The sequence below is a fragment of the Amycolatopsis alkalitolerans genome (assembly GCF_006152065.1).
GTDB lineage: Bacteria > Actinomycetota > Actinomycetes > Mycobacteriales > Pseudonocardiaceae > Amycolatopsis_E > Amycolatopsis_E alkalitolerans.
Window position 1 is genome coordinate 96377 of record NZ_VDFW01000016.1, and the last position, 24601, is coordinate 120977.

Genomic DNA, 24601 nt, shown 5'->3' on the forward strand with positions numbered 1-24601 from the left:
TACGCAACGGCCGGGTGCGCGCGTAACTGTCCGGCCAGCTGTACCCGCAGCTCGCCTGACGGCCCCTACGCTGAGGTGATGCCAGACCATCCGGCGCGCGTCGAGGACGTGCACGAGATCGCGCTCGCGATGCCGCATGTCACCGTCTACCCCGGCACCGAGGACAAGCCGGTCTACCAGGTGGGCGGCAAGTCGTTCGTGTTCTTCCGTAACCCGCGCCCGGATGCGGTCGATCCGGAGACCGGGGAACGCTACCCGGATGTGATCGTCTTCTGGGTGCCCTCCGAGGCCGACAAGCAGGCGCTGGTCCAGGACGAAGGCCTGCCGTTCTTCACCACCCCGCATTTCAACGGGCACTCGTCGGTGCTCGTGCGGGCGAGCCGCCTCGACGAGCTGAGCCGGGACGAACTCGCCGAGGTCATCCAGGAGGCGTGGCTGTGCCGGGCGTCGAAACGGCGCGCGGCGGCCTGGCTCGCCGAGCACTCGCCGGACGGGCTCAGCTGAACGCGACGGCGGCTTCGGCGGTGTTGACCAGGAAGGTCAGCGACTCCTCGAGGTAGAGCTGCACGGTCTCGGCGTCGTGCGACAGGTAGCCGATGGACGCGTCCTGGCCCAGGTGCAGCTCGTAGTCGCCCCCACGGGTGGAGACCAGCAATGCCGCCGAAAGCGCCGGCGCCCAGACGATCTCGCCTGCCTCACCGAGGACGCGCGCGACGTGCTGGCGGATCGGGTACCCGTGCTCGGTGGTCTCGTCCAGCGCCGTGTACGTCTCGGCGGGCAGCAGCAGCGCGTAGTCGCCGCTGACACCGTCCAGGCGGAGGGCGCTGATCGCGTGCGCGATCGCGGTCGGGTACGCGGTCGCCTGCGCGGGCAGGGCCAGGGTGGTGGGCGCCGCGGCGCGGATGCCGGTGATCCCCGCGCTCGGCAGGCCCTCGGCGACGATCCGGTCCTCGGTGAACGCGAGTTGCTTCGCGGCATCCTTGACCGGCTGCCAGTCCGCGTCGCGCGCGCCGCGTTCCACGTCGTCGACCGCCGCGCGGCTGACGGCGAACGGGACGCGGAGCTCGACCACGGTCGCGACCTCGCGGCGGCGCACCCGCACGCCCTGCCCGGGGGCTTCGAGTTCGCTCAGGTGACCGGTGCCGACCGCGGCCAGCCGCGCACCGGCCGGCTCGGTCACGTCGACCACCCGGCGGCCCGCGAGATGCCCGGTGAAGGTGCGCCGGGCTTCCTCTTCGAGGTCGGCCCACGCGGCGGCCGAGACCGGGGCGAGTTCGCGGTGCAGGTTGTTCATGACGTGATCCGTTTCTGCTTGAGACTGCCGATGCGCAGCGAGTGGTCGCCGATGTCGTGCGCGGGCCCGGCCGCCGGGGCGGGCGGCGGTTCGTCGAGGAAGTCCTGGCTGGGCACGAAGAACAGGCATCCGGTGACCGGCGTGGAGAACTCGAGGATGCGGTCGGTGTTGCCCGGCGGGCTGCCGATGAACATGTTCTCCAGCATCTGCTCGATCACCCCGGGATCGGCCGCGTACCCGATGAAGTACGTGCCGCGCTCCCCGTCCGCGAGCCGCGCGAACGGCATGTTGTCGCGCACGATCTGCCGCTCCTCGCCGTCCTCGCCGACGATGGTGGTCAGCGCGACATGCGAGTTCGCCGGTTTGACGTCGTCGGGCAGTTCGATGTCGGACAGTTTCGTGCGCCCGACGACCCGTTCCTGCTCCTCGACGCTCACCGCGTGCCACGCCGCCATGTCGTGCAGGTACTTCTGGACGATCACGTAGCTGCCGGCCGCGTACTCCGGGTCGTCACCGCGGACGAACACCGCCTCGCCGGCCGCGCGGCCGTCCGGGTTCTCCGTGCCGTCGACGAAGCCCAGCAGGTCCCGCTCGTCGAAGTACTTGAAGCCGTGCACCTCGTCGACGACCTTCGCGACCCCCGACAGCCGCGCCATGAGCTGGTCGGCCAGCTCGAAACACAGGTCCATGGTGGCGGCACGGAGGTGGAACAGCAGGTCGCCCGGGGTCGAGACCGCCGTGCGCACCGGGCCTTCGAGTACGCGGAAGGGATGCAGCCCGGCCGGGGGCGGCCCGGCGAAGAGCCGGCCGAACAGCTCCGCGCCGATTCCGGTGACGCACGCGAGCCCGCCTTCGGGCACCCGGAACCCCACCGACCGGTTCAGCCCGCCGAGGTCGGGCAGCAGCTCGCGGACCACGTCCTCGCCGCCCTCGTCGACCGTCACCACCAGGAAGATCGCCGCCGCCGTCAACCTGGTCAGTACCGGCTGCGGCGCTGGATCGCGCACACCCACCCCTCCCCGTTCGCGGGCCGGTCATCTCGGCTGCCCCCCGCGAAGACTACCGGTTCATTCCGGCAGCGGCACGAGGTCCAGCGCCGCGATGCGGTCCGGATCGCGGACGATGTCCATGGCCAGAATGCGGTCCCCGGCGACCGTGAACAGGGCCACCGACAGGAGCGCCCCGTCGGGCCCGTAGCCGGCCGCGGCGGGGGTGTCGCCGGCGAGCATCAGGCGGCCGTGAGTCGCCACGCGCGTGAAGGCGCGGGCGCCACTCGCGACGGCGCGCGCGCCGCGGAGGACCTCCGTGCCGGAATGGAGGACGACCTCGGGATCCAGCACCGCCATCAGCGCTTCGAGGTCACCGCCCCGCGCGGCGGCCAGGAAGGCTTCGACGACCGCCCGTTGCCGCTGGGGCTCGTGCTCCGGAACCGGCGCGCCCCGCACCCGACGGCGCGCGCGGCTGGCCAGCTGGCGGGTCGCGGCGGGGGTGCGCCCCATGATCCCGGCGATCTCGTCGAACGGGACCGCGAACAGGTCGTGCAGGACGAACGCGAGCCGCTCACCCGGTTCGAGGGTGTCGAGCACGACGAGGAGCGCCAGGCCGACCGAATCGGCGAGCATGGCCTCGTCCTCGGGCGCCTCGTGCGAGTCGGCCGGTTCGGGCAGCGCCTCGATCGGCTCCTCGGGATGGGCCCGGCGCGTCCGCAGCATGTTCAGGCAGACCCGGCCGACGATCGTGGTGAGCCAGCCGCCGAGATTGTCCACCCCGGCCCCGCCGTCGCGGTCCACGCGCAGCCACGCCTCCTGCACCGCGTCCTCCGCCTCGCTGACCGAGCCCAGGATGCGGTAGGCCACCGCACGCAGGCGCGGGCGATGCTCCTCGAACCGCGCCGCCAGGAATTCACGTTCGTCCATCGGTCCCTCCGTCCTCCATCATGCTGACCCGGCGGACGGACCGGATGTGACACGACCTAAGGCAGCTCCCCCGTGATCGCCTCGACGACCCGCGGCACGGCGGCCGCCACGGGCGGGGTCAGGCCGACGCCGAGCGAGAGGTCGGCGGCTTCGACGGCGAACACCAGCAGCCGGCCGGGGAGGCGGTCCAGCTCCTTCGCCAGCCGCACCGCGTCGGGGATGCCGAGCGCGTGGGAGCTCGCGGTGCCCAGCACCGCGCCCAGGTCGTCCACGGTGGACCGCCAGATCCGGCCGGGCTCGGACGGTTCGCACAGCACGGCGTCGACGACCACCGCCAGCTCGGCCCGGCTCCAGGCCTCCAGCAGGGAGGCGGGCTCCCCGTCCGACACCGTCGCGCGCACCGCGGGCATCAGGCGGCCGAGTTCGGCGACGACGGCCGGGCCGACACCGTCGTCGTGGCGGTACTCGTTGCCGACACCGATGACGACCGCGGTCACCGGCGGTCCACCGTCAACTCGAGGAAATGCGCCGAGCACGAGATGCACGGATCGTGGTTGCGGATCGCCTGCTCGCACAGGTGCGTCAGCTCGTCGTCGGAGAGCCCGAGGTTCGCCGAGGCAACCACGCGGAGGTCCTCTTCGATGGCATCCTGGTTCTGCGCGGTCGGCGGCACGATGTCGGCCGACGCGATGAGCCCGTCCCCACCGATCTCGTACCGGTGGTAGAGCAGGCCTCGCGGCGCTTCGCTGACGCCGTGACCGGTCGCCGCCCGCGGCGTCGTCTCGACGTGCGCCCGCGCCGGACGCTCGTAGGCGTCGATCAGCCGCAGGCCCTCCTCGATCGCGTAGACGACCTCGACCGCGCGCACGATGATGCTGCGGAACGGGTTCCGGCACTCCGGTCCGAGCCCCGCGCGGGCGGCGGCTTCGCGGGCGAGCGGGGAAAGCAGGCCGGAGCTGAGCGTGTACCGGGCGAGCGGGCCGGTCAGGTAGCGCTTGCCGTCCAGCCGGGCGTGCAACGCCGTCGAGCGCGGCACCTGCTCTTCGGTGACGTGCTCGGGGAACTCCGCCGGGGACAGCAGGTCACCGGTGGTCCGGCGGATGGCGCCGTCCTCGATCGCGTACCGGTCCGGCTCCCACGCGGCGAGCAGTTCGTGCCGGATTTCGAAGTCCGGGAACTCGAAGCCCGCCACCCAGTCCACCGTGTCCAGTGCCGGCTCGAGGACACTCCGCAACTGCCGGGCCAGCGGCCGCAGGTCACCCGGATCCGGCACCGAATAGAACCCGCCGACGCGCACGTTGACCGGGTGGATCGCCCGCCCGCCCAGCGTCTCCAGGATCGCGTTGCCGGCCTTTTTCAGCGCCAGCCCGCGTTCCACCACGTCCCGGTGCTCCTTCGCGAGGCTGACGGCGTCCGGATGGCCGAGGAAATCGGGCGCGTGCAACAGATAGATGTGCAGCGCGTGGCTGGAGATCCACTCCCCGCAGTACATCAGCCGCCGCAGGTCGCGCAGCGGCGGGTCGAGCTCGGCACCGCACGCCCGCTCGATCGCGTTGCACGCGCTCGTCTGATACGCCACCGGGCAGATCCCGCAGATGCGGGCGGTGATGTCCGGCGGTTCGGCGTAACCGCGACCGCGAAGGAACGCCTCGAAGAACCGTGGTGGCTCGTAGATGTTCAGCTCGGCACGCTCGACCCGGTCGCCGTGCACGCTCAGGCGCAGGGCGCCCTCCCCCTCGACGCGGGCGAGCGAGCTGACCTTGAGCTGTCGCGCGCGGTGACTCACCGCTTCCCCCTCCACTCGGCGAAAGTGGCGACCGAGAACGTCGCGAACACCCGGTCGACCTCATCATCGGCCATTCCCCGCGCGCGCAGCAACGGAATCAGCGCGGGGATGTTCGGCGTGGCCATCGGGCCGAAGCAGCCGAAACAGCCGCGGCGGTAGGCCGGGCACAGCGCGCCGCACCCGGCCTGCGTGACCGGGCCTAGGCACGGGGTGCCGTCGGCGACCATGACGCAGGTCAGGCCGCGGCGCTTGCAATCGGTGCACACGCTGGTGTCGGGGATGGCCGGTTTGCGCCCGGCGAGCAGCGCGCACAGCGTCTCCAGCAACTGCCCGCGGTCGATCGGGCAGCCGCGAAGCTCGAAATCGACCGGCACGTGCGCGGAAGCGGGGGTCGAGGTCGCGAGCGTGCCGATGTACTCGGGACTCGCGTAGACCACGGACGTGAATTCCGTGACGTCCGCGAAGTTCCGCAGCGCCTGGATCCCGCCGGCGGTGGCGCACGCGCCGATCGCGACGAGCACGCGTGACTCCTCCCGGATCCGCCGGATGCGATCCTCGTCCTCGGCCGTGGTGATCGAGCCTTCGACGAGCGACACGTCGTACGGTCCCGGCCGCACGTCGCTGGAGGCCTCGAGGAAGTGCGCGATCCGCACCTGCCCGGCAAGCGCGAGCAGCTCGTCCTCACAGTCCAAAAGAGACAACTGGCAGCCGTCGCAGGACGCGAGCTTCCAGACGGCGAGCGTGGGCGTGCTCATCACAGCTCCCGGACCTTGAGCAGGGGTTCGGCCACGTCGTAGGTCGTCACCGGCCCGTCACGGCAGACCAGCAGCGGGCCCAGCTGGCAGTGCCCGCAGCTGCCGATCCCGCATTTCATGTCGCGCTCCAGCGAGACCTGGATCGCGTGCGCCGGAACTCCTTTTGTCAGCAACAATTGCGCGCAGAACCGCATCATCGGTTCGGGCCCGCACAGCAGCGCGGTCGTCCTCGCGGGATCGAGCGCCAGCCTCGCGAGCGGTTCGGTCACGAACCCGACGGTGCCCGTCCACCCGGGCGCGTGCGTGTCCACCGTCAGCTCCACGTCCGCGGCCCACGAGTCCAGCTCGCGGCGGAAGAGGAAGTCCGCCGGGGTGCGCGCGCCGACGATCACGGTGATCCGATGTGGATGGTCGCGCGCGGCGAGCAGCCCGAGCACGGCGGGACGCAGCGGCGCGAGCCCGAGCCCGCCCGCGACGATGACGAGGTCCCGCCCGGCCAGATCGCGCAGATCCCAGCCGGTGCCGAACGGCCCGCGCACCCCCAGCCAGGCGCCGGGCCGCGCGTCGCGCAGGGCGCGGCTGACCGCGCCGACCGCACGGACGGTGTGGGTGAGGATGCCCCGCTCGCCCGGATCACCGCTGACCGAGATCGCGACCTCGCCGACGCCGTGGGCGTAGAGCATCATGAACTGGCCGGGCGCGAACGCCGGGACCGGCGTCGTGACCGGCTCCAGCCGCAGCGTCGCCGCGTCGCGGGTTTCTTCGGCCCGATCGCACACCCGGTACGGAACCGGGATCACGAGTGGGCGCCGTCGTACAGGTCCAGCAGGCGCGCGCGGGTGGCCTGCAGGCGGTGCGCGAGCAACTCGAACAGCGCGCGGGTGAGCGAGTAGCCGAACGCCGGATCGTGCGCCGCGACGGCACGGAGGCGCTCGGCGGTCAGTTCGGTCGCGACGGTGTCCTCGGTCGCGGTCGCGTCGAAATGCCAGCGATACGGTGGCACCAGCCAGGACCAGCCGACGATCTCGCCGGGCCCGAGGGTCTGGATCACCACGTCACCGCGGCCCGGGACGGCGCAGGTCAGCGCGATCTGTCCACTGTGGATCAGCCAGCAGGACTCCGCGGGCTCACCGGCGGTCAGCATCCGCTCCCCGGTGTGATAGCGCACCTCGTGCGCGCTCGCGGCGATCACCTCCTGCTCCGCCGGCGTGAGCCGGGCGAACGCCGGGTTGGTGGCCATCCACTCTCCGATGCCGGTCGTCATGTCTCCTCCACTAGCGCCGCTACTTCTTCGGTGAGGTCGATTTCGGCGGGGCACCAGGCGATGCACCGTCCACAGCCGACACAGCCGGAGGTGCCGAACTGCGCCTGCCAGGTACCGAGCTTGTGGCTGAGCCATTGCCGGTACCGGCTCGCGCCCGAGGTCCGCACGCTCCCGCCATGCACGTAGGAGAAGTCGAGTTCGAAACAGGAAGCCCAGTGCTGCCAGCGCTCCGCGTGCTCGCCGGTCAGGTCGGTGACGTCCTCGGTGGTGGTGCAGAAGCACGTCGGGCAGACCATCGTGCAGTTCGCGCACGTCAGGCAGCGCGACGCGACCTCCGCCCAGTGCGGGGACTCGCGGGAACGCCCGATGAGCGCCGGGAGGTCGGTGTCCGGCATCGTCCGGCCCATGCGCCCGGCCGCGGACTCGACCGCTTCCGCGGCCGCCGTCACGTCCGCCGGATCCGCTTCGGCGGCGCCGACCGCCGCGAGCACGTCCTCGCCCTCGGCGCTGCCCGGGGACACGACGAACCGGTGCCCCCGGTCGTCGGCCAGTTCGGTGAGGACCAGGTCGTACCCGTCGGCCACCCCGGGCCCCGTGCCCATCGAGGCGCAGAAGCACACCCCACCCGGCTCGGTGCAGTTGACCGCGATGACGAACGCGGCCCGCCGGGCGTGGCCGCCGAGGACCTGGTTCAGGATCCCGATCGCCGCGAGGTCGCACCCGCGCACGCCGAGAAACGCGTACCTGACCGGATCCTCGGGCGGCGCCTCGAAATCGCCCGACCACAGCAACTGCCGTGGCGGGTGGACGAACCGCTTCCACGACTGCGGGCCCGCCGAGTTGGCGAACATCGCCCGGTCGTCCCTACGGCGCAACGCGTACCTGCCCGGCGCGGTGTCCACCGCCCACCCGGCCGGCAGGCCGGCGGTGGAGGACACCTCGCCGAGCACGATCGCGCCGTCCCGGACGACCGGGCCGAGCACGCGGTAGCCACGCCCGGACAGCACTTCCAGCAGCCGGCCGAGCCCGTGCTCGTCGAGTGCGATCACGAGCGGACCCCGGTGATGGCGAACCGCTCGACGCTCGTCACGTGCCCGCCCGTGGCGACGGCGATCGTGAGCACGCTGCCCGACGGCGCGGCGAACGGCACCGTCACCGACCACGGCGTGTCCTGCCCGCCAGCCGGGATTCCGGCACTCCGCCCGACCACGCCGGTCCCGAGCGTACGGATCTGCACCTGAAGGTTCTCGTCGACGCCGGTGATCCGGCCGCCGACGGTCACCGGCGAGGAGACCTTCGAACCGTAGCCGGGCTGGGTGAGCGTGAGCGTGGTGTCGCGGGTGCCGACCACCTCCCACGGTGCGTCGGTGCCCGAACCGATCTTCGCCAGGTGGATCACCGCGGCCGTGGTGGGCTGGTTGTTCGGGTTGGTGTAGCCGACGCCGACCCACGCCTGATCACCCTGCACGGAAGTCTGGGTGATCACGTCGAGGTCGGTGTAGCGCAGATACCCCTGCGTGAAGGACTGCGCGGTCAGCCCCGGGTCGAGATGCCACGGCTGGTGCCCGCCGCCGCGGTAGCTCTGCTGCCACGCCGCCGCGTCCGCGACGCTGGCGAACGGCCACAGAGGCACGTAGGCGAACCCGGGCACCGGCTGCTGGGTGGTGGCGGGCGGTGGCGGGGCCGCGCTTCCGCCCGGCACCGAGGTCGGCGCGGGGGTTGGCGCGGGGGCCGGGGCGGACGTCGCGCCGGGGCTGCCCTGACCGTTCTGCGGCCCGGATCCGGACGTGAGCAGCACCCCGGCCACGAGGCCGCCCGCCAGGATCACGACCGCCGCGATGACGGCGATCCACCGCCAGCGATGGGATTTCGGTCCCGTGGGAGACGGCTTTTCGATAGTGGCGCTCATGGCTTCATCACCTCGGTGTCAGCCTGCTCGCGGGCGCGGGTCTCCAGCAGATGCCGAAGTCCCCGCGCCCGCGGACCAAAGGCTCAGCATTGGCTGGTTCGCTCGCAAGCGTCGCTCACGCCTGTTTCCGTCCTCGCCGCGCGAGCGCGTCGATCGTGACCGCGGCCAGCAGGACCAGGGCGGTGGCCGCGAACTTCGCGGGCGCGCTGTAACCCTGCAGCCCCATCCCGTTGTCGATGGCGGCGATGACGAGTCCACCGAGCACGGCGTGCAGCGTCTTGCCCCGCCCGCCGAACAGGCTCGTCCCGCCGATGACGGCGGCGGCCACCGCGTAGAGCACCATCGTGCCGCCGTCGAAGGCCGTGGACACCGAACGCAGCCGCGAGGCGTAGACGATGCCCGCGATCCCCGCGGTGAACGAAGCGAGGGTGAACGCCAGGGTGCGGATCCGCGCGAGGTTCACCCCGGCGCGGCGCGCGGCCTCCGCGCCGCCGCCGATCGCGTAGACGTACCGGCCGAACTTGGCCCGCTGCAACAGCAGGGTCCACGCCGCCAGCACCGCGAGCACGACCAGCAACACCCACGGCACCCCGCGGATCGCCACGAGCGTACCGCGGTCGGTGTTGCACACCCAGACGACGGCGACCGCCGCCGCGACCACCGCGCCGATCTTGAGCAGGCTCACGCTCGCGGGCGGCGCGACGAGACCGCTGCGGCGGCGCCGGGCGTCGCGGAACCACGTCCACACCCCGTACAGGCCCGCCAGCACCAGCAGCACGACCCAGCCGAGGACCGGGCTGAGGTTGCCGCTCGCGATGCTGTTGATGACCGGCTCGTTGATCGGCAGCGCGCCGCCGGTACCGAGCAGGAACAGCATCAACGCGAGCCAGCCCAGCTGCCCGCCCAGCGTCACGACGAACGAAGGCAGCCCGAGCCGGGTGATGATGGTGCCCTGCAGCAACCCGATGACCGAGCACGCCGCGAGCGCGATCAGGATCGCCGCCCACCACGACCAGCCGGTCGACTGCTTCACCAGTTCCGCCATGACTACCCCGCCGACCCCGGCGACGTAGCCGATGGACAGGTCGATCTCGCCGAGCAGCAGCACGAACACCTCGCCCATCGCCAGCAGCATGAAGAACGCGCCCTGGATGAGCAGGTTCACCAGGTTGCCCGGGGTGAGGAAGTTCTGGTTGAGCGACTGGAACAGGATCGAGATCAGCAGCAGGCCGCCGACGACGGGCAGCACCCCGCTCTCGCCGCTGCGCATCCGGGCGAGCGTCGCGCGCACGTAGCCGCCGAACGAGTTCGCGGTGATCTCCGGGCTGACCGCGAGCTCCGCGTGCCGCGCGGCGCTCTCGCTCGCGGTGTCCTTGCGGCGTCGCGGCTCAGTGGTCGCCATCGCGGCCTCCTTCGGACAGCCGGCTGCTGCGGCCGGTGGTCATGAGGTCGACGACGATCTCCCGGTTCAGCCGGCCGATCGGGTAGACACCGGCGAGCCGGCCCAGGTGCAGCACCGCGATCCGGTCGGCGACCCGGAACACGTCGTTCATGTTGTGCGAGATGATGAGCACGGCGAGGCCCCGCTCGGCCAGGCGCCGCACAAGCTGGAGCACCACCTCGGTCTGGGCCACGCCCAGCGCCGCGGTCGGCTCGTCCATGATCACCAGCTTGGAGTTCCACAGCACGGACTTGGCGATCGCGACGGACTGGCGCTGCCCGCCGGACAGCGAGGCCACCGGCTGGCGGATCGAGCGCACGCTCGTCACGGCGAGGCTGCGCAGGGTCGCGCCGGCGTCGATCTCCATGCTCTCCTCGTCGAGCAGCCCGCGGCGCGTCTTTTCCCGGCCCAGGAACATGTTCTGGACGATGTCGAGGTTGTCGCACAGCGCCAGGTCCTGGTACACGGTTTCGATGCCCAGCCGCGCCGCGTCCCGCGGGCCGTGCAGGTGCACGGGTTCGCCTTCCCAGTACAGCTGCCCGCCGTCCGGGGCGTGGATACCCGCGATGCACTTGATGAGCACCGACTTGCCGGCACCGTTGTCCCCGGCCAGCGCGGTCACCTGACCGGCCGGTACATCGAGGTCCACATTGGACAGGGCCTGGACGGGCCCGAAGTTCTTGCTGACGCCCCGCAGCCGCAGCAGCGGGACATCCTCCTGCTCCGGCGCGGGCGAGTGCGCCGGGGAAACCGAAGATGTCGTCATGAGGCACTCCCCGGGTCTGGGGTGCCGGGCGGGGATCGCCCGCCCGGCACCGGTGACTACTTGATCCCGGCCTGCGTGCACGCGTCCGCGAGCGCGGTGATGCACAGGTCGGACACCTTCACCGCGGCGTCCTTCACCACCGTGTCGGCCATGTTCTTCGGGGTGACCCAGGTCGGGGTCAGCAGGCTCGAGGGCACGTCGGAGCCGGCCGTGTCGTCATGGGTCTTGCCGTTCACCAGCCCGGCCGGCACCTGCTGCCCGGCCCGCAGGTACAGCGCCACCGCCGCGGCGGCCTGCGCCTCGAGGTAGATCGGCTTGTAGACGGTGCCGCACTGGTAGCCCTTGAGCACGTTCTGCAGGCCCGAAAGCGAGGCGTCCTGACCGGTGGTCGGGATCGTCTTCGGCGGGACCTGGCGGCTCTGCAGGTAGGAGATCACCGCGTTGGCGTTGTCGTCGTTGGGCGTCACCACGGTGTTGATGTCCGGATGCGCGGTGTACTGCTGCGCGAACGTGGTCTGGGCCACCGACGGCGTCCACGTGCCGGCCGGCTCACCGGCCTTCGTGTAGGTGCCGTTGTCGAAGTACTGCTTCAGCACGCCGTTGTAGCCCTGGGCGAACAGCTTCGCGTTGTTGTCCGTCGGATCACCGTCCATCACCAGCACGTTCGGCTTGGTGATGTTCCAGTCGGTGACGCACTGGACCGCGCCCTGCCCGATCAGCTGGCCCACCTTGACGTTGTCGAAGCTGACGTAGATGCGATCGGCGGAACCGCCCTGCACCAGGCGGTCGTAGTCGATGACCTTGACCCCGTGCGCCGCGGCGTTCGCCTCGATCGCCGCGCCCGACCCGGAGTCGAGCGCGTCCACGAGCAGCACCGAGGCGCCGGCGGTGATATCCGCCTCGGCCTGGGTCTGCATCGTCGCGGCGCTGCCCTGCGCGTTGTCGATCTTGAACTGGTCGGCGCTCAGCCCGGCCGCCTCGAACGCGCGCTTGAGGTAGGGGGCGTCGAAGGTCACGTACCTGGCCGAGGTCGTGGTGTCCGGGAGCAACACCCCGATCAGGCCTTTGCCTTGCCCGGCAAGGGATTTCAGCTGAGCCATCGCGGAGAAGTCGTTCGTGAACGACGTCACCGACAGCTGCGGCGCGGGCGGGGCCGAACCGGTCGGCGCCGAACCCGAACCGCCGGAACCGCCACATGCGGCGACGACCGGCACGGCCAGCGCCGCGGCGCACAACGCGGTGAGACTTCTCGTGGGAAACTTCATCGGTCCACTCCTGTTTGCCGGAAAAAGCCTGGGTCCGCAGCGTGCGTTGCTCCCGGCGCCGCCGCGAAGGGCCGAAAGTCCCCGGACCGCCGGGACTACCCGCCCTGTCCCGGGCGATCGCGGATGCGGACCCTGCAGATCATGGACAGGCTGAGCTGGCACTGGATCGCCGTCGACGGGCGTACCGCGCACTACGGCACCGGAGGTGACGGGCGGCCGCTGCTTTTCCTGCACGGCTGGGGGCTCACGGATCGCACGTATGCCGCGTCGCTGCACCACCTCGTCTCGGCCGGGCTGCGGGTCTACGCCCCGGCACTGCCCGGATTCGGTGGTACCGCCGACCTTCCGGCCGACCGCCGGAACCTGCGGGGTTACGGCGACTGGGTCGCGGCCTTCGCCGAGGCTGCCGGGATCGCCGGACCCGTGACGCTGGTGGGGCATTCCTTCGGCGGCGGGGTCGCGATCCGGGTGGCACACGATCATCCCGATCTGGTGGCCCGGCTGGTCCTGGTCAACTCGATCGGCGGGTCCTCGTGGTCGAACGGCCGCGGCGTGCTCCGGGCGATCGCCGAGCGTCCGCTGTGGGACTGGGGCCTGCACCTGCAGGCGGATCTGCGGCCCACCCGCGAAATCGCCCGCGTGCTACCGGTGATCCTGCGCGACGCGATCCCCAACGTGCTGCTTTCGCCCGCCGCCGTCTGGCGTGTCGCGCACCTCGCCCGCACCGCGGATCTCACCCCGGAACTGGCCGAACTGAAGGCCCGGCGGCTGCCCGTGGTCATCGTGTGGAGCAAGGACGACAGCGTGATCGGGGAAGCCGCCCTGCTTTCCCTGCGCACCGGCCTCGGCGAGCCGGAGGTGGTGACGGTGCCGGGGCGGCACGCGTGGCTGCTCGCCGATCCGCGCCGGTTCGGCGAGGTGATCACGAACATCATCGGGCTGGCCGAGGACACCGAAGGTGTGGCCTGACCGGTCCACTATGGATGGCTCAGACGCGCGCCTTCCCGCGCGTGATCGCGGTCTGGACCGAGGCGAACCGGGCGCGGGCACGCTCGTCCGCGGCCTCCTGGTCCTCTTGGGACACGACGATCGCGTCGGAACCGGGGAACGCCAGCACTGTCCGCCCGGTCGCGAGCCAGCGCACCACATACGGCGGCGAGCCGTCCGGCGAGTGCACCTCGAGGATCAGGCCCCGCTGGTCGGGCTGGCCGATCGTCGGGCTCTTCACGACGAGCCAGTCACCCACTTTCGCCTTCATCGTGCGCTCCTTTCCCGCGCCTCCGGCACGAACGCCCCCGCTTCGGAGCCGACAAAGGAGTTCAGCGTGCGGAAGCTGTCCATCAGCTGCGCCGGGAACACGATGGTGGAGTTGCGCTCGATCGCGATCTCCGAGAGCACTTGGAGGTTCCGCAGCTGCAACGCGACGGGATGCTTCGCGATGACGTCGGCGGCCTCGGCGAGCTTGTCGGCCGAGAGCGCCTCACCCTCCGCGGCGATGATCTTGCCGCGCTTCTCGCGCTCGGCCTCGGCCTCGCGCGCCATCGCCCGCTGCATCGGCTGCGGCAGCTCGATGTCCTTCAGCTCGACCAGCTCGACCAGGACACCCCACCGCTCGGTCGTGGCGTCCAGGATGGTCTTGATCGCCTCGTTGAGCTTCTCCGTCTCCGACAGCACGTGGTCGAGGTTCGACCGGCCGACCACGTTGCGGACCGTGGTCTGGGCGATCTGGCTCATCGCCGCCTGCACGTTCTCGATCGCCACGATCGAGCGAACCGGGTCCACCCGGCGGAAGTAGGCGACCGCGGCCACCCCGATCGACACGTTGTCCCTGGTGATCACCTGCTGCGAGGGGACCGGCATGGTCACCGTCCGCAGGCTCACCTTCCGCATCCGGTCGACCAGCGGGATCATGAACCGGATCCCCGGCTCCCGCACCGGGCGGATCCGGCCGAACCGGAACACCACACCCCGCTCGTACTGACGCACGATCGCGACACCCAGACTGCTCATGGCCGCCTCCTTCGGATCCGATGCTGGGCCGCGGGCGCGCGGCCCGGACAGGGAACGACGCACCGGAGGCCAGGGACCTTGGACCCTGCCGCGACGGGGCGCGCGCACCACAGAATCGCCGCGTGCGTGCGACCACCCTTTCCCACACCGAATGCGTCCGGCTCGCGCGGTCGCCCGACCGCTACCGGCCCGCGCTCGCGTCGTTCGACGGCGCGGAGCCGATCCCATTGCTCTGCCTCGTGCTCGGCGACGGCGATCTGCTCGTCCCGGCCGGGCAGGACCCGTCGCTCGTGCGCATGGCGGCGGGCCGGACGGTGTCGGTGACGGTGGCCGACCGGGACACCGGTGGCGGCTGGGTCGTCACGGGGGTCGGCCTCGCCCGGCCCCTCACTCCGGCCGACCGCGCGGGGTTACCGGTCACGGAAGACTTCGGCACCGGCATCCGGATCGCGATGGCCCGGATGACCGGGCGCAGCACCGCACCGGAGCCGGAGGTTCCCCGGCCCCGCCTGCCGGACTGATCACGTCCTGGTGTGCTTCCTCGCCGTGACGCCGAAAACCACCCACCCGATCGCGGCGAGCCCCACCCAGTTGATGGCCCGGTAGAGCACCACCACGACCGCCGCCGAAGCCGCGGCCATCCCGCCGGCGGTCAGCGACGCGAGCAGGCCCGCCTCCGCGGGCCCGGCGCCGGCCGGGGTCAGCTGCAGCCCGATACTCCCCTGCACCGCGAGGTACCCGAGCGCGACCGACGACCAGGGCACGGGCTCACCGATCGCAGCGACGCAGCTGGCGAGCGCCACATAGTCCGCCGCCCAGCTGAGCAGGGCGACCAGGACGCACCAGGTCCAGTCCCGCGCCGGCATCCGGAACGCGGCGATGCGCTCGGTCACGATGTCGACCGGGTTCGGCTTCTCTCGCACCCACCGCTCATCCCGCACGACGGGCAGGTGGCGAGCCGTGGCCACGATCTTGTGCGCCACCCACCGCACTGACCGCGGGCGCCGGACGACCCACCACGCGACGGCGACCGCCACCAGCAGCGCGCAGCACAGCGCCAAGGCCGCGAGCCAGGTCACGAGCCCGTTGGCCGAGAAGACGAGCGGGGCCGGGATCAGCAGTACCACCGCGGAAAGCAACGCGGCCACCACCGCGGACCACAGCGACAGAGCGGTGTCGGCGCCCCTGGAGCGCAGTGCCGCGACGGTGTAGGCCGTACCGGCGGCGGCGCCCGCGGAGGGCAGGGTCTCGGCGAACGCGTCGGCGATGAAGTTGACCGTCTGCACGGTCCGGACGCGCATCCGCGCCCCGCCGGACCGCAGCAGGCGCCGGTGCAGTTCGCCGTATGCGAACAAGGACCCGACGGAGAGCGCGACGATAGCGATCAGCCAATTCCAGTGCAGCGCGGCAAGTCGGGCACCGAGGTCGTCGACCGCCGCGAGCGTCGGCGCCAGCTGCCAGGCGGCGACTCCGATACCGGCGGCGGCCAGCACCCAGTCGAACACCAGCCGCCACGTCGGGCGGCGCCCGGCGCGCATCACCTCGCGCAGGGCGACGCGCGAGATCGATTCATGCCGGGGCGAGATCACCAGACCTTGCCCGACAACGTGACTCCGGCGGCGAGGCGCTCGGCACGGGCACTCGCGCTGTCCCCCGGCGCGAGATCGAACTCGCGAATGAGCCCGAGCAGCGCTTCGCCGAGCCGGACGACCGCCACCTCCACCCGGCGGCGGTCCATCGGCGCCGCGTCCGGCCGCAGTGCCGCCACGACCGCCGCGGCCAGCTCGTCGGCCGCGCTGACCGCGCTGTCCCTGGTTGGTGGTGATCCGCCCGCCATGGCACCCTCCTGCGCTCGTTCCTGCCACGATCGCGCGCCGGTGGTCCCCGGGTGCAGGGCAGCGGGTCCCTTCTGAGGTGGGTCTTTGGACCCCTCCGGCGGTGGCTACCCTCGCGGCATGAGGATCGTCGCCGCGCTGGGCGGGAACGCGCTGCTCGAGCGCGGTGAGGCGCCCGGGCCGCGGATCCAGGAGAAGCACGTGCTCGCCGCGGCCGGAGCGCTCGCGCCGCTCGCCCGCGAGCACGAGCTCGTCGTCACGCACGGAAACGGCCCGCAGATCGGCCTGCTCGCGATGGAGCTGGGCGACCCGTTCGACGTGCTCGGCGCGCAGACCCAGGGCATGATCGGCTACTGGCTCGTCCAGGCGTTGCACAACCTGGCCGGGCTGGACGCGGTGTGCGTGCTGACCCGGACCCTCGTGCACGCGGACGATCCCGCGTTCGCGGCCCCGTCGAAGTTCGTCGGCCCGGTCTACGACGAGGAGACGGCCCGGCGGCTCGCCGCGCGGCGGAGCTGGGCGATCCGCCCGGACGGCGGGGCCTGGCGCCGGGTGGTGCCCTCCCCCGAACCGGCCGGGATCGTCGAGCTGCCGCATCTGCGGCGGGCCGTCGAAAGCGGTGCGACGGTCGTGTGCGCCGGGGGCGGCGGCATCCCCGTCCGGGCCGCCGAGGACGGCCTCACCGGGGTGGAGGCCGTGGTGGACAAGGACCTCACCGCCGCCCTCCTCGCCCGCGAACTCGCCGCGGACGTCTTGCTGCTGCTCACCGACGTCGACGCGGTGCAGGACGGTTTCGGCACTCCCGGCGCCCGCCCCATCCGGCACGCGACGCCCGGCGAGCTTCGCACCCGCTCGTTCCCCGACGGCTCGATGGGCCCGAAGGTCACCGCCGCGTGCCGGTTCGCCGAGGGTGGGGAGCGGTTCGCCGCGATCGGCCGCCTCACCGACGCCGCGGCGCTGGCGGCGGGCAGCCGCGGCACGATCGTCAGCGCTCGGCCGCGACCTCGATGATGCTCTCCTTGCGGACCAGCCGGGGCTCGACGTCCGCCGAGGCGCCGTCGGGCTGGACGGGGACCCACACGGCCATCGTGTACTGGTCGAAGATGGGCCGGCCGGCCACGGTGCCCCGCAGGCACTCGCTACGGACCGTGTACGTGACGCGCGTGCCCGTGCTCAGCGGTGAGCTCTGCTCGTCCACCTGGCCCCCTCGACTGGTACGACTGCCCCGTGCTCAGCACTTGAACGTAGCCCAGCGGGGCGCCCGAACCCATCCCGTAGCTGGGTGAATTCATCCGGTTTCGCCACCCGGCCGGGCACGGCGGCGCTCCGTGGCCGCGAACGTCCCGGCCCGGCGCGCCGGCATTCGGACAGCTGGACCAGACCACGAGGAACAGCGCGTCACGCAATCGACTCGCTTACCGCCGAACTATCCATAATAGACACCTCGCCCGCCGCGCCCGTCTACATTACACAGAGCTTGCTCTGGTCCTAAATAGACAAACGGCGCTGGTGGCACAGGAAAGGCTGCGGCATAAGGAAAATGTGACCGAGATCTCCGGCGATCTCGCAGCGTCACCGCATGCGGTGCGTGACCACTCTCTCAGCGTAATGCCGTCTCCTCGATCTTGCGTTACGTTGATTGACGGTCTGCCAACGACTTCCCGAAGGTGAACCGTTCCCGCCTTCGCACGACCGCCGGAGCAACTGTGAGACCCGCCGAATCGACGCTGTTCAACCATGCCCGCAACCAGCTGCACGGCCTCTGTGAGCTGGCCGGATTCGAGCCAGGAGACGAAAACCCGGCCATCCTGTTGCGGGAACTACTCGGACCCGCCGGGGCGCGGCCGTTACGCGAGCGGCCGTCGCACGCGTCCGATGTGGCCGACGACGGGACCCCGGTGGAGTTCTCCGTGGCCTTCGACGACGACGGCGCGCGCGCCATCCGCGTCCTTGGCGAGGCCGGAGGCGAAAAACCTGGTCACAGCACCGATGTCGCGGCTGGAAAGCGCTTTCTCGCCGCGATGAGTAAACGCTTTCACATTCCGACCGAGCGGTTCGCCGCGGTGGCCGAACTCTTCCTTCCCGAGCGGCCGCAGGGAAAGTTCGCGGTGTGGTTCTCGCTCATCCTGCGCCCCCGCGCCCGGCCCCGGCTCAAGGCGTACTTCAACCCTGAGGTGCGGGGCCGCGGCCGGGCAAAGGAACTGGTCGTCGAAGGCTTCCGGCGGCTCGGCCTGGATGACGCCTACGAGACCGCGGCCAGGCACGCGCTGGTCCGCGGAAGCCGTGACAGGTTGTCCTTCTTCGCCGTCGACCTCGATGACAGCCCGCTGTCCCGGGTGAAGCTGTACGTCTCCCATTCCGGCGCCACGGCGGCCGACGCCGAACGCGCCGCGGCCGCGGTCTCCGGCGCCGATCCCACGCAGGTGCGCGGATTCTGCGACCTGCTCGGCGGCCACGCCGGCCCGTTCTCCGGCCGCCCGCTCGTGTCCAGCTACTCGTTCGTCGAGGCCGAGCCCACCGGTCCCGGCACCTACAGCCTGTACCTGCCCATCCGTGACTACGTACCGGACGACGAGGTGGCCCGCGGCCGGGTGGCCGCCTTCCTCTCCGCACGCGGCCTCGCTCCGCAACTGCTGGACAGGGCGATCGACGCGGTGACGAGGCGCCCGCTGCGCGCGGGTGTCGGCCTGCTGGCCCACGTTTCGCTGCGGCTCGGCCCGTTCGGGTCCGGTACCACGGTCTACCTGTCGTCCGAGGCCTATCGGGTCGCACCGCCGCGACGGCGGGCCGATACGGTCGGCACCGAGGTGATCAACTCCGCGATGACCTCGTGAGCACGAAAAGAGGGCAGTATGAGATCCTTTCCGCCGTACCGGATCCAGGTGGTCAAGCAGATCCCGATCACGACGCGCGCCGAGCGTGAGGAAGCGCTTTCTGCCGCTTGCTACAACATGTTCGACGTGCCGGCCGGGAAGGTGACCATCGACCTGCTGACCGACTCGGGCACCGGAGCGGTGTCGGCGGCGCAGGAAGCCGCGGCGGCGGCAGCCGACCGCTCGTACGCCGGATCGGACTCCTACTACCGCTTCCGCAGCGCCCTGGACGAGCTCACCCCGTACCCGCACGTCTTCCCCGTGCACCAGGGCCGGGCCGCGGAACGGGTGCTGTTCTCGTCGGTACTGCGACCGGGCCGGATCTCGCTCAGCAACACCCATTTCGACACCACGCGCGCGAACATCGAACTGCTCGGCTGCGAGGCGCGGGACCTGCCGTGCGTGCAGGCCCGCGACCTCGACAGTGCCGAGCCGTTCAAGGGCGACATCGATCTCGCCGGGCTCGAACGCACCCTGAGCGGGCCGGACGGCCCGCGGGTGGGCCAGGTCCTCATGACGATCACGAACAACGGCGGCGGCGGGCAGCCGGTGTCGATGGCCAACCTGCACGCCGTGCGCGAGTTGTGCCAGCGCTACCGCGTCCCGTTCTTCCTCGACGCGGCCCGCTTCGCCGAAAACGCCTGGCTCGTCACGCAACGCGAGCCCGGGTACCGTCACCTCAGCCCGCGTGAGGTCGCCCGGCAGGCGTTCGCGCTCGCCGACGGCTGCGTGGCCAGCCTGAAGAAGGACGCCATCGCGCCGATGGGCGCGTTCATCGGCCTGCGGGACGCCGAGACGGCGAAGCGGTGCGAGGTCAACCTGATCGCCACCGAGGGTTTCCGCACCTACGGCGGGCTGGCGAGTCACGATCTGGAGCGGGTCGCCCAGGGCCTGCGGGAAGTGCTCGAACCGGACTACCTGCGGTCCCGCGCCGCGGAAACCGCCCATCTGGCAAGGCTGGTCAACGAAGCCGGGGTCGACATCGTGCAGCCGGCCGGCATCCACGCGCTCTACCTCAACGCGGGGCGGCTCCTGCCGCATATCCCGCCGGGCGGTTTCCCCGGGCACGCGCTGGCCTGCCAGCTGTATCTCGACGGCGGGATCCGGTGCGTGGAACTGGGATCGCTGTATCTCGGGAAGTTCGACGCGGAGCACAACCTGCTCGAACCGGCGCCGTTCGAACTGGTCCGGGTCGCGATCCCGCGCCGCACGTACACCCTGGCGCACCTGGAGTACGTGGCGGATGTGCTCGCCGGCATCGCGAAGAACCCGGAGCGCGTCCCGCGCTACCGGGTCGTCGACGCCCCGCCCCTCCTGCGCCACTTCAACCTCAAAATGGCACAACTCCCCACCTAACCAAGACCTACCCCAGAACACCGAGTCCGACACCCAAGACGCCGAGATCTACATTCAGGCTCGTGAGTTCGACAACCGGGAAGGCGAAACGCCGCTCCGGGTCTCACACGCAGCCGACGACAAGGTGAAGCCCTGCGGGATCTCGGCGGATTGAGCCGGACTCGCCGTCCCCGATGTCGAATTCAGCGTCCCGAACGTAGAACTCGCCGTCCCCAATGTCGAACTCGTCGTCCTGAACGTCGAACTCAGCGTTCTGGATGTAGATCTCGGGGTGGGTGGGACTAGGCGGGGGTGGCGGCGAGTTGGGCGGGTTCGGGTGGGAGCTTGTCCATCGCGTAGCGCACGAGACGGATGAGCGCGAGCTTGCTCGACTCCCGCTGGCGGGCGTCGAAGAACATCACCGGCACGCCGGGCGAAAGCGCCAGCGCCCGCCGGATCTCGTGCTCCTCGTAGCGGTCCGCGCCGTCGAAGCAGTTGACCGCGACGACGAACGGCATCCGGCGCCGCTCGAAGAAGTCGATCGCCGCGAAGCTCGAGTTGAGCCGCCGCGTGTCGACGAGGACCACGGTGCCGATCGCGCCGCGGGCGAGTTCGTCCCACATGAACCAGAACCGGTCCTGCCCCGGCGTGCCGAACAGGTACAGCACCGTGTGCGGGGAGATGGTGATCCGCCCGAAGTCCAGCGCCACCGTGGTGGTGGTCTTGCGCTCGACCCCGGTCAGGTCGTCGATCCCGTCGCTCGCCTGCGTCATCACCTCTTCGGTGGACAGCGGCACGATCTCGCTGACCGAGGCGACCATCGTCGTCTTGCCGGCACCGAAACCGCCGGCGATGACGATCTTGACCGGCGTCGGGATCACGCCTTCGCTAGAGGTTGTTGAGTCCATGAAGTACCGCCTGAAGTAGTTGACGATCCGGGCCCTTGGCCGGCTGAGAGGGAGAGCGCACGATGACGTCGCCCCGCTCGACGAGATCGGTGCACAGCACGCGCACCACCGCGAGCGGCACCTGGACGTACGCGGCGATCTCCGCGACCGACAACGGTGTCTGGCACAGCTCGAGGATCGCCAGGTGTTCCGGGGCGAGCCCGACCGGATCCTGCCGGCCGCGGATCGCCATCACCTGGGTGGCGACGTCCATCGCCGCCTCGGTCGGGATGCGGCCGCGGGTGATCGCGTAGGGGCGGACCAGCGGTCCCGCCGCCTCGTCGTACCACTCCTGGTCCGCCATCAGCCGTGCTCCGGCCCGGACCGCACGGGCTCGCGCGGCGCCGAGCTCATGTAGTCCCCGACGCGCTTCACGAGCCGGTTCATCTCGTAGGCGATCATCTCGACGTCGACGCTGCCCTCGGCGAGGATCGCGAGGCAGGCGCCCTGCCCGGCCGCGGAGACGAACAGGTATCCCTCGGCCATCTCGATGAGGGTCTGCAGCACGGGACCACGCGAGAAATGCCGGCTCGCGCCCCTGGCGAGGCTCTGCAGGCTCGACGCGATCGCCGACAGCTGGTCGGAGTCGTCCTTGGACAGTGTGGCGGACTTGCCCATGAGCAGCCCGTCCGCGGACAGCACAACGGCGTGCTGGGCACCCACGACGCGGTCGACCATGTCCTCGAGCAGCCAGTTCAGCTCGGCCTTGGAACTATCTTTCTCGTTCATCGCTGGGCTCCGACTTCCCTCTCACTCAGTGGTTTCGTCCGCGTCGCGCCCCCGGCGGGTGCCCCGGTGGAACGCCGAGATCGTGCCCAGGGTCCGGGTGGCGTACCGCTCGTGGTCCGTCGCCTCCAAGTCCGGATCGTCGCGTAGCTGAGCGACGAGGTTCTGCTGCGGTTCGCGCTGCGGCAGCGGCGGGCGTTCCCTGCGCACCGGCGCGGTTTCCGGCTCCGGCGGCAGCATCGTCGTCACCGCGCGCGCCGGTTCCGGTGCGGGCGCGGCGGGTGCCGGCGGGCGGCGCCGGGGCTCCGGTGAGGGCGGCTCGCGGCGTTCGCCACCGGTCCGCGCCATGGGCTGCTCGTCGAACGCGGCGACCTGAGCCGCGCCGCGGAACTCGGGCTCGGCGCTGTCGGCCACCTCGTCTCCCGTCGCCAGCAGTTCGGTCGGAATGAGCACTGTAGCGCGAGTGCCGCCGTAGCGGGACGTGTCGAACATGACGTTGATGCCCAGCCGGGCGGCCAGCCGCGCGACCACGAACAGGCCGAGGCTCGCGTCCGCCTTGAGCGCCATCGCGTCGAACTCGGGCGGCTCAGCCATCATCCGGTTGGCCCAGTCGCGGACCTCGTCGGTCATGCCGAGCCCCTGATCGGCGACGTCGACGACGACCCCGCGCGCGACCCGGGTACTGGTCATGTGCACCTGGGATCCGGGCGGGGAGAACGACGTCGCGTTGTCGACGAGTTCGGCGACGAGGTGGATCGTGTCGGCCACCGCGGCGCCGGTGATCGCCACCTGCGGCACGGCCTCCACCTCGACCCTGGCGAAATGCTCGGTCTCCGACACCGCCGCGCGCAGCACGTCCATCAGCCACACCGGTTTGCGCCAGCGCCGCCCCGGCTGCTTGCCCCCGAGGATGATCAGGTTCTCCGTGGTGCGGCGGGCGCGGGTGGCGAGGTGGTCAAGCTGGAACAGTCCCTTGAGCTGATCCGGCTTGTCCTCCTGGCTCTCCATCCGGTCGAGGATCTGCAACTGCCGGTGCACCAGGCCCTGATTGCGGTGCGCGATACCGAGGAACACGTTGTTCACACCGCTTCGGGCCTTCGCCTCGCTCGCCGCGGCGTTGACCGCGGTCAGCTGCGCCATGTTGAACGCCTCGGCCACCTGGCCGATCTCGTCGCGGCCGTGGTCGAGCCGTGGCAGCTCGGCGTTCATGTCGACCGATTCGCCGATCTTGAGCCGGTTCACGATGCTCGGCAGGCGCGTCTGCGCCAGCGCGAGGGAATCGTCGCGCAGGCGCTGCAACCGGGTCACCAGCGTCCGGTCCACCAGGGTCCGCGAAACCCGGATCGCGACGTAGATCGACGCGATGGTGGCCAGCAGCGCGGCGATACTGCCGAGGATCGCGTTGCGCAGGTTGGTGTTCCCGTCCGCGAGCGCCTGGCTGGAGACCCGGTCGGCCTGGTCGACGGTGAGCCCGACGAGGCTGGTGGAGACCTGACCGGTGACCGTGCGCCAGTCGCTTTCGAGCACGGGCAGGCCGCCGGAGTTCTGGCGGAACGAACCCGGGCCGCGGGTGATGATCGCGTCCTCGTCGGCCGCGAGCCGCTGCCACGCGTCGCTCGCCGTCAGCTGCTGGTACCGGGCGGCGGCATCGGGCACCATGAACGGGGCGAGTTTCGCCAGCGCCGTGCGATAGGCCCCGACCAGCTGAGCGAACTGCAGGTGGTCGGCCGGGGTGAGCACACCGGCGGCGAACGCGCTCGACACGAGTGACGCGGCCCGCGACATCTCGTCCGAGGCGCGGAAGATCTCGGTGGCCCCGATCGCGCCCTGGGTCGCGGTCACGTCCGGCACCGTGCGGGCCTGCGCGTCGAACAGTTCGGCCGAGGTGTCGATGAGATGGTTGTAGAAGTCGTTGACCTGCGCCTTGCTCGCGGTCCGCAGATCGACCTGGGTGCGGATGACCGGCAACTGGTCGAGGTTCGTCTCGAGGTTGCGCATCCGCTGGGCGATGTCGTTCGGCGCCATACCGGCCGCCGAGTCCATCGCCGAGCGCAGGCTGGCCAGGTTCGGATCGATCGACTGCTGCTGTTGCTGCAGATCGGGCAGCGTGACCGCGTCGCCGTCGAGGTAGACCAGGCTCAGCTGCCGTTCCTGTTGCAGGGCACCGAGTGCGGTGACGGCGGGGATCGACACGTCCTGCACGGTCGAGGCCACGGTCCGTACGTAGATGCCCTGGATGACGAAGTACGCGGAGCCGCCGATCCACATCACCAGCAGCGTGATACTGGGAATCAGCACGGTTCCCGTCAAACGCTTCCTGATCGACTTGTGGCCCTCGACGCCCGTCTGCTCTTTTCTCTTCACGACGCTCCATGGGAGGCTGGAATCACTGCCGGCGAACCCACTACGGGAAGGTAGTGAACCACCCTTGTCAAGCTCATTGTCGACAAAGGATGAAATGGTTTTCCCAGCCGGCCGC

At 71.0% G+C, this 24601-nt stretch carries 28 protein-coding genes; 6 read left to right on the plus strand and 22 right to left on the minus strand.

Annotated elements, in window-relative coordinates; genetic code table 11:
* Positions 1-78 precede the first annotated feature (78 nt).
* Positions 79-504, plus strand: coding sequence for an MmcQ/YjbR family DNA-binding protein (locus tag FG385_RS19115; protein ID WP_139098120.1), 426 nt, complete (start codon positions 79-81; stop codon positions 502-504).
* Here the strand turns inward: FG385_RS19115 and FG385_RS19120 are convergent.
* The 13 genes from FG385_RS19120 to FG385_RS19180 all read right to left on the minus strand — a co-directional run bounded on the left by FG385_RS19120 (position 497) and on the right by FG385_RS19180 (position 12396).
* Positions 497-1294, minus strand: a complete 798-nt coding sequence (locus FG385_RS19120; protein ID WP_139098121.1) for a family 1 encapsulin nanocompartment shell protein — start codon at positions 1292-1294, stop codon at positions 497-499. The two genes, FG385_RS19115 and FG385_RS19120, sit on opposite strands and share 8 nt — an antisense overlap.
* Entirely contained in the window at positions 1291-2301 is a 1011-nt protein-coding gene (locus FG385_RS19125; RefSeq protein WP_200834537.1) for a Dyp-type peroxidase, read from the minus strand. The genes FG385_RS19120 and FG385_RS19125 overlap by 4 nt, the downstream gene beginning before the upstream one ends.
* A gap of 60 nt (positions 2302-2361) precedes the next feature.
* Positions 2362-3210 carry a sigma-70 family RNA polymerase sigma factor gene (locus tag FG385_RS19130; RefSeq protein WP_139098123.1) on the minus strand — a complete coding sequence of 283 codons (849 nt, stop codon included), beginning with the start codon at positions 3208-3210 and terminating at the stop codon, positions 2362-2364.
* A 56-nt stretch (positions 3211-3266) separates the two neighbouring features.
* Complete coding sequence (locus tag FG385_RS19135; protein ID WP_139098124.1) at positions 3267-3707, minus strand: hydrogenase maturation protease; 441 nt, start codon at positions 3705-3707, stop codon at positions 3267-3269.
* Positions 3704-4996 carry a Ni/Fe hydrogenase subunit alpha gene (locus FG385_RS19140; RefSeq protein WP_139098125.1) on the minus strand — a complete coding sequence of 431 codons (1293 nt, stop codon included), beginning with the start codon at positions 4994-4996 and terminating at the stop codon, positions 3704-3706. The genes FG385_RS19135 and FG385_RS19140 overlap by 4 nt, the downstream gene beginning before the upstream one ends.
* Positions 4993-5751, minus strand: coding sequence for an NADH-quinone oxidoreductase subunit B family protein (locus tag FG385_RS19145; protein WP_139098126.1), 759 nt, complete (start codon positions 5749-5751; stop codon positions 4993-4995). Before FG385_RS19145 ends, FG385_RS19140 begins: the two co-directional genes overlap by 4 nt.
* Positions 5751-6551 carry an FAD/NAD(P)-binding protein gene (locus FG385_RS19150; RefSeq protein WP_139098127.1) on the minus strand — a complete coding sequence of 267 codons (801 nt, stop codon included), beginning with the start codon at positions 6549-6551 and terminating at the stop codon, positions 5751-5753. The genes FG385_RS19145 and FG385_RS19150 overlap by 1 nt, the downstream gene beginning before the upstream one ends.
* Positions 6548-7015 carry a Crp/Fnr family transcriptional regulator gene (locus FG385_RS19155; RefSeq protein WP_200834538.1) on the minus strand — a complete coding sequence of 156 codons (468 nt, stop codon included), beginning with the start codon at positions 7013-7015 and terminating at the stop codon, positions 6548-6550. Before FG385_RS19155 ends, FG385_RS19150 begins: the two co-directional genes overlap by 4 nt.
* The gene (locus tag FG385_RS19160; RefSeq protein ID WP_139098128.1) at positions 7012-8064 is read right to left on the minus strand and encodes a 4Fe-4S dicluster domain-containing protein; all 1053 of its coding nucleotides are present in this window, start codon (positions 8062-8064) and stop codon (positions 7012-7014) included. Before FG385_RS19160 ends, FG385_RS19155 begins: the two co-directional genes overlap by 4 nt.
* Positions 8061-8924: a hypothetical protein gene (locus FG385_RS19165; RefSeq protein ID WP_200834539.1), complete on the minus strand. Its 864-nt coding sequence runs from the start codon at positions 8922-8924 to the stop codon at positions 8061-8063. The genes FG385_RS19160 and FG385_RS19165 overlap by 4 nt, the downstream gene beginning before the upstream one ends.
* A 115-nt stretch (positions 8925-9039) precedes the next feature.
* Complete coding sequence (locus FG385_RS19170) at positions 9040-10326, minus strand: sugar ABC transporter permease (protein WP_139098129.1); 1287 nt, start codon at positions 10324-10326, stop codon at positions 9040-9042.
* Complete coding sequence (locus tag FG385_RS19175) at positions 10313-11131, minus strand: ATP-binding cassette domain-containing protein (protein WP_139098130.1); 819 nt, start codon at positions 11129-11131, stop codon at positions 10313-10315. The genes FG385_RS19170 and FG385_RS19175 overlap by 14 nt, the downstream gene beginning before the upstream one ends.
* A 56-nt stretch (positions 11132-11187) precedes the next feature.
* Positions 11188-12396: a sugar ABC transporter substrate-binding protein gene (locus FG385_RS19180; RefSeq protein ID WP_139098131.1), complete on the minus strand. Its 1209-nt coding sequence runs from the start codon at positions 12394-12396 to the stop codon at positions 11188-11190.
* Between the two features lie 123 nt (positions 12397-12519).
* On the opposite strand from FG385_RS19180, the gene FG385_RS19185 reads away from it, so the two are divergent.
* A complete protein-coding gene (locus tag FG385_RS19185) occupies positions 12520-13365 on the plus strand; it encodes an alpha/beta fold hydrolase (protein ID WP_139098132.1) in 846 nt (281 codons plus the stop codon).
* 19 nt (positions 13366-13384) lie between these two features.
* On the opposite strand, the gene FG385_RS19190 is transcribed toward FG385_RS19185, so the two are convergent.
* Together FG385_RS19190 and FG385_RS19195 are read right to left on the minus strand one after the other, a co-directional pair.
* Complete coding sequence (locus FG385_RS19190; RefSeq protein ID WP_139098133.1) at positions 13385-13654, minus strand: DUF1918 domain-containing protein; 270 nt, start codon at positions 13652-13654, stop codon at positions 13385-13387.
* A complete protein-coding gene (locus tag FG385_RS19195; protein WP_139098134.1) occupies positions 13651-14406 on the minus strand; it encodes a slipin family protein in 756 nt (251 codons plus the stop codon). Before FG385_RS19195 ends, FG385_RS19190 begins: the two co-directional genes overlap by 4 nt.
* A gap of 122 nt (positions 14407-14528) precedes the next feature.
* Between FG385_RS19195 and FG385_RS19200 the strand changes: the two genes are divergently transcribed.
* Positions 14529-14927: a hypothetical protein gene (locus tag FG385_RS19200; protein WP_139098135.1), complete on the plus strand. Its 399-nt coding sequence runs from the start codon at positions 14529-14531 to the stop codon at positions 14925-14927.
* Here the strand turns inward: FG385_RS19200 and FG385_RS19205 are convergent, their stop codons facing one another.
* Both FG385_RS19205 and FG385_RS19210 read right to left on the minus strand, forming a co-directional pair.
* On the minus strand, positions 14928-15995 hold the full coding sequence (locus FG385_RS19205) for a lysylphosphatidylglycerol synthase transmembrane domain-containing protein (protein ID WP_139098136.1): 1068 nt from the start codon (positions 15993-15995) through the stop codon (positions 14928-14930).
* Positions 15992-16243 carry a hypothetical protein gene (locus tag FG385_RS19210; protein WP_139098137.1) on the minus strand — a complete coding sequence of 84 codons (252 nt, stop codon included), beginning with the start codon at positions 16241-16243 and terminating at the stop codon, positions 15992-15994. The genes FG385_RS19205 and FG385_RS19210 overlap by 4 nt, the downstream gene beginning before the upstream one ends.
* A gap of 118 nt (positions 16244-16361) precedes the next feature.
* Here FG385_RS19210 and FG385_RS19215 point away from each other — a divergent pair, with 118 nt between their 5' ends.
* Positions 16362-17252 carry a carbamate kinase gene (locus tag FG385_RS19215; RefSeq protein WP_139098138.1) on the plus strand — a complete coding sequence of 297 codons (891 nt, stop codon included), beginning with the start codon at positions 16362-16364 and terminating at the stop codon, positions 17250-17252.
* Here the strand turns inward: FG385_RS19215 and FG385_RS19220 are convergent.
* Positions 17227-17439, minus strand: a complete 213-nt coding sequence (locus FG385_RS19220; protein WP_139098139.1) for a hypothetical protein — start codon at positions 17437-17439, stop codon at positions 17227-17229. The genes FG385_RS19215 and FG385_RS19220 overlap by 26 nt on opposite strands.
* 508 nt (positions 17440-17947) lie before the next feature.
* On the opposite strand from FG385_RS19220, the gene FG385_RS19225 reads away from it, so the two are divergent.
* Entirely contained in the window at positions 17948-19075 is a 1128-nt protein-coding gene (locus FG385_RS19225; protein WP_139098140.1) for a tryptophan dimethylallyltransferase family protein, read from the plus strand.
* 18 nt (positions 19076-19093) lie between these two features.
* On the plus strand, positions 19094-20470 hold the full coding sequence (locus tag FG385_RS19230) for a tryptophanase (protein WP_139098141.1): 1377 nt from the start codon (positions 19094-19096) through the stop codon (positions 20468-20470).
* Between the two features lie 281 nt (positions 20471-20751).
* Here the strand turns inward: FG385_RS19230 and FG385_RS19235 are convergent, their stop codons facing one another.
* Genes FG385_RS19235 through FG385_RS19250 form a run of 4 tightly spaced genes read right to left on the minus strand, consistent with a single transcriptional unit; the run spans position 20752 to position 24486 of the window.
* A complete protein-coding gene (locus FG385_RS19235) occupies positions 20752-21357 on the minus strand; it encodes a GTP-binding protein (RefSeq protein WP_139098142.1) in 606 nt (201 codons plus the stop codon).
* Positions 21338-21700, minus strand: coding sequence for a DUF742 domain-containing protein (locus FG385_RS19240; RefSeq protein ID WP_139098143.1), 363 nt, complete (start codon positions 21698-21700; stop codon positions 21338-21340). The genes FG385_RS19235 and FG385_RS19240 overlap by 20 nt, the downstream gene beginning before the upstream one ends.
* Positions 21700-22125, minus strand: a complete 426-nt coding sequence (locus FG385_RS19245) for a roadblock/LC7 domain-containing protein (protein ID WP_139098144.1) — start codon at positions 22123-22125, stop codon at positions 21700-21702. The genes FG385_RS19240 and FG385_RS19245 overlap by 1 nt, the downstream gene beginning before the upstream one ends.
* A gap of 21 nt (positions 22126-22146) precedes the next feature.
* A complete protein-coding gene (locus FG385_RS19250; RefSeq protein WP_268815933.1) occupies positions 22147-24486 on the minus strand; it encodes a sensor histidine kinase in 2340 nt (779 codons plus the stop codon).
* Between the last annotated feature and the right edge of the window lie 115 nt (positions 24487-24601).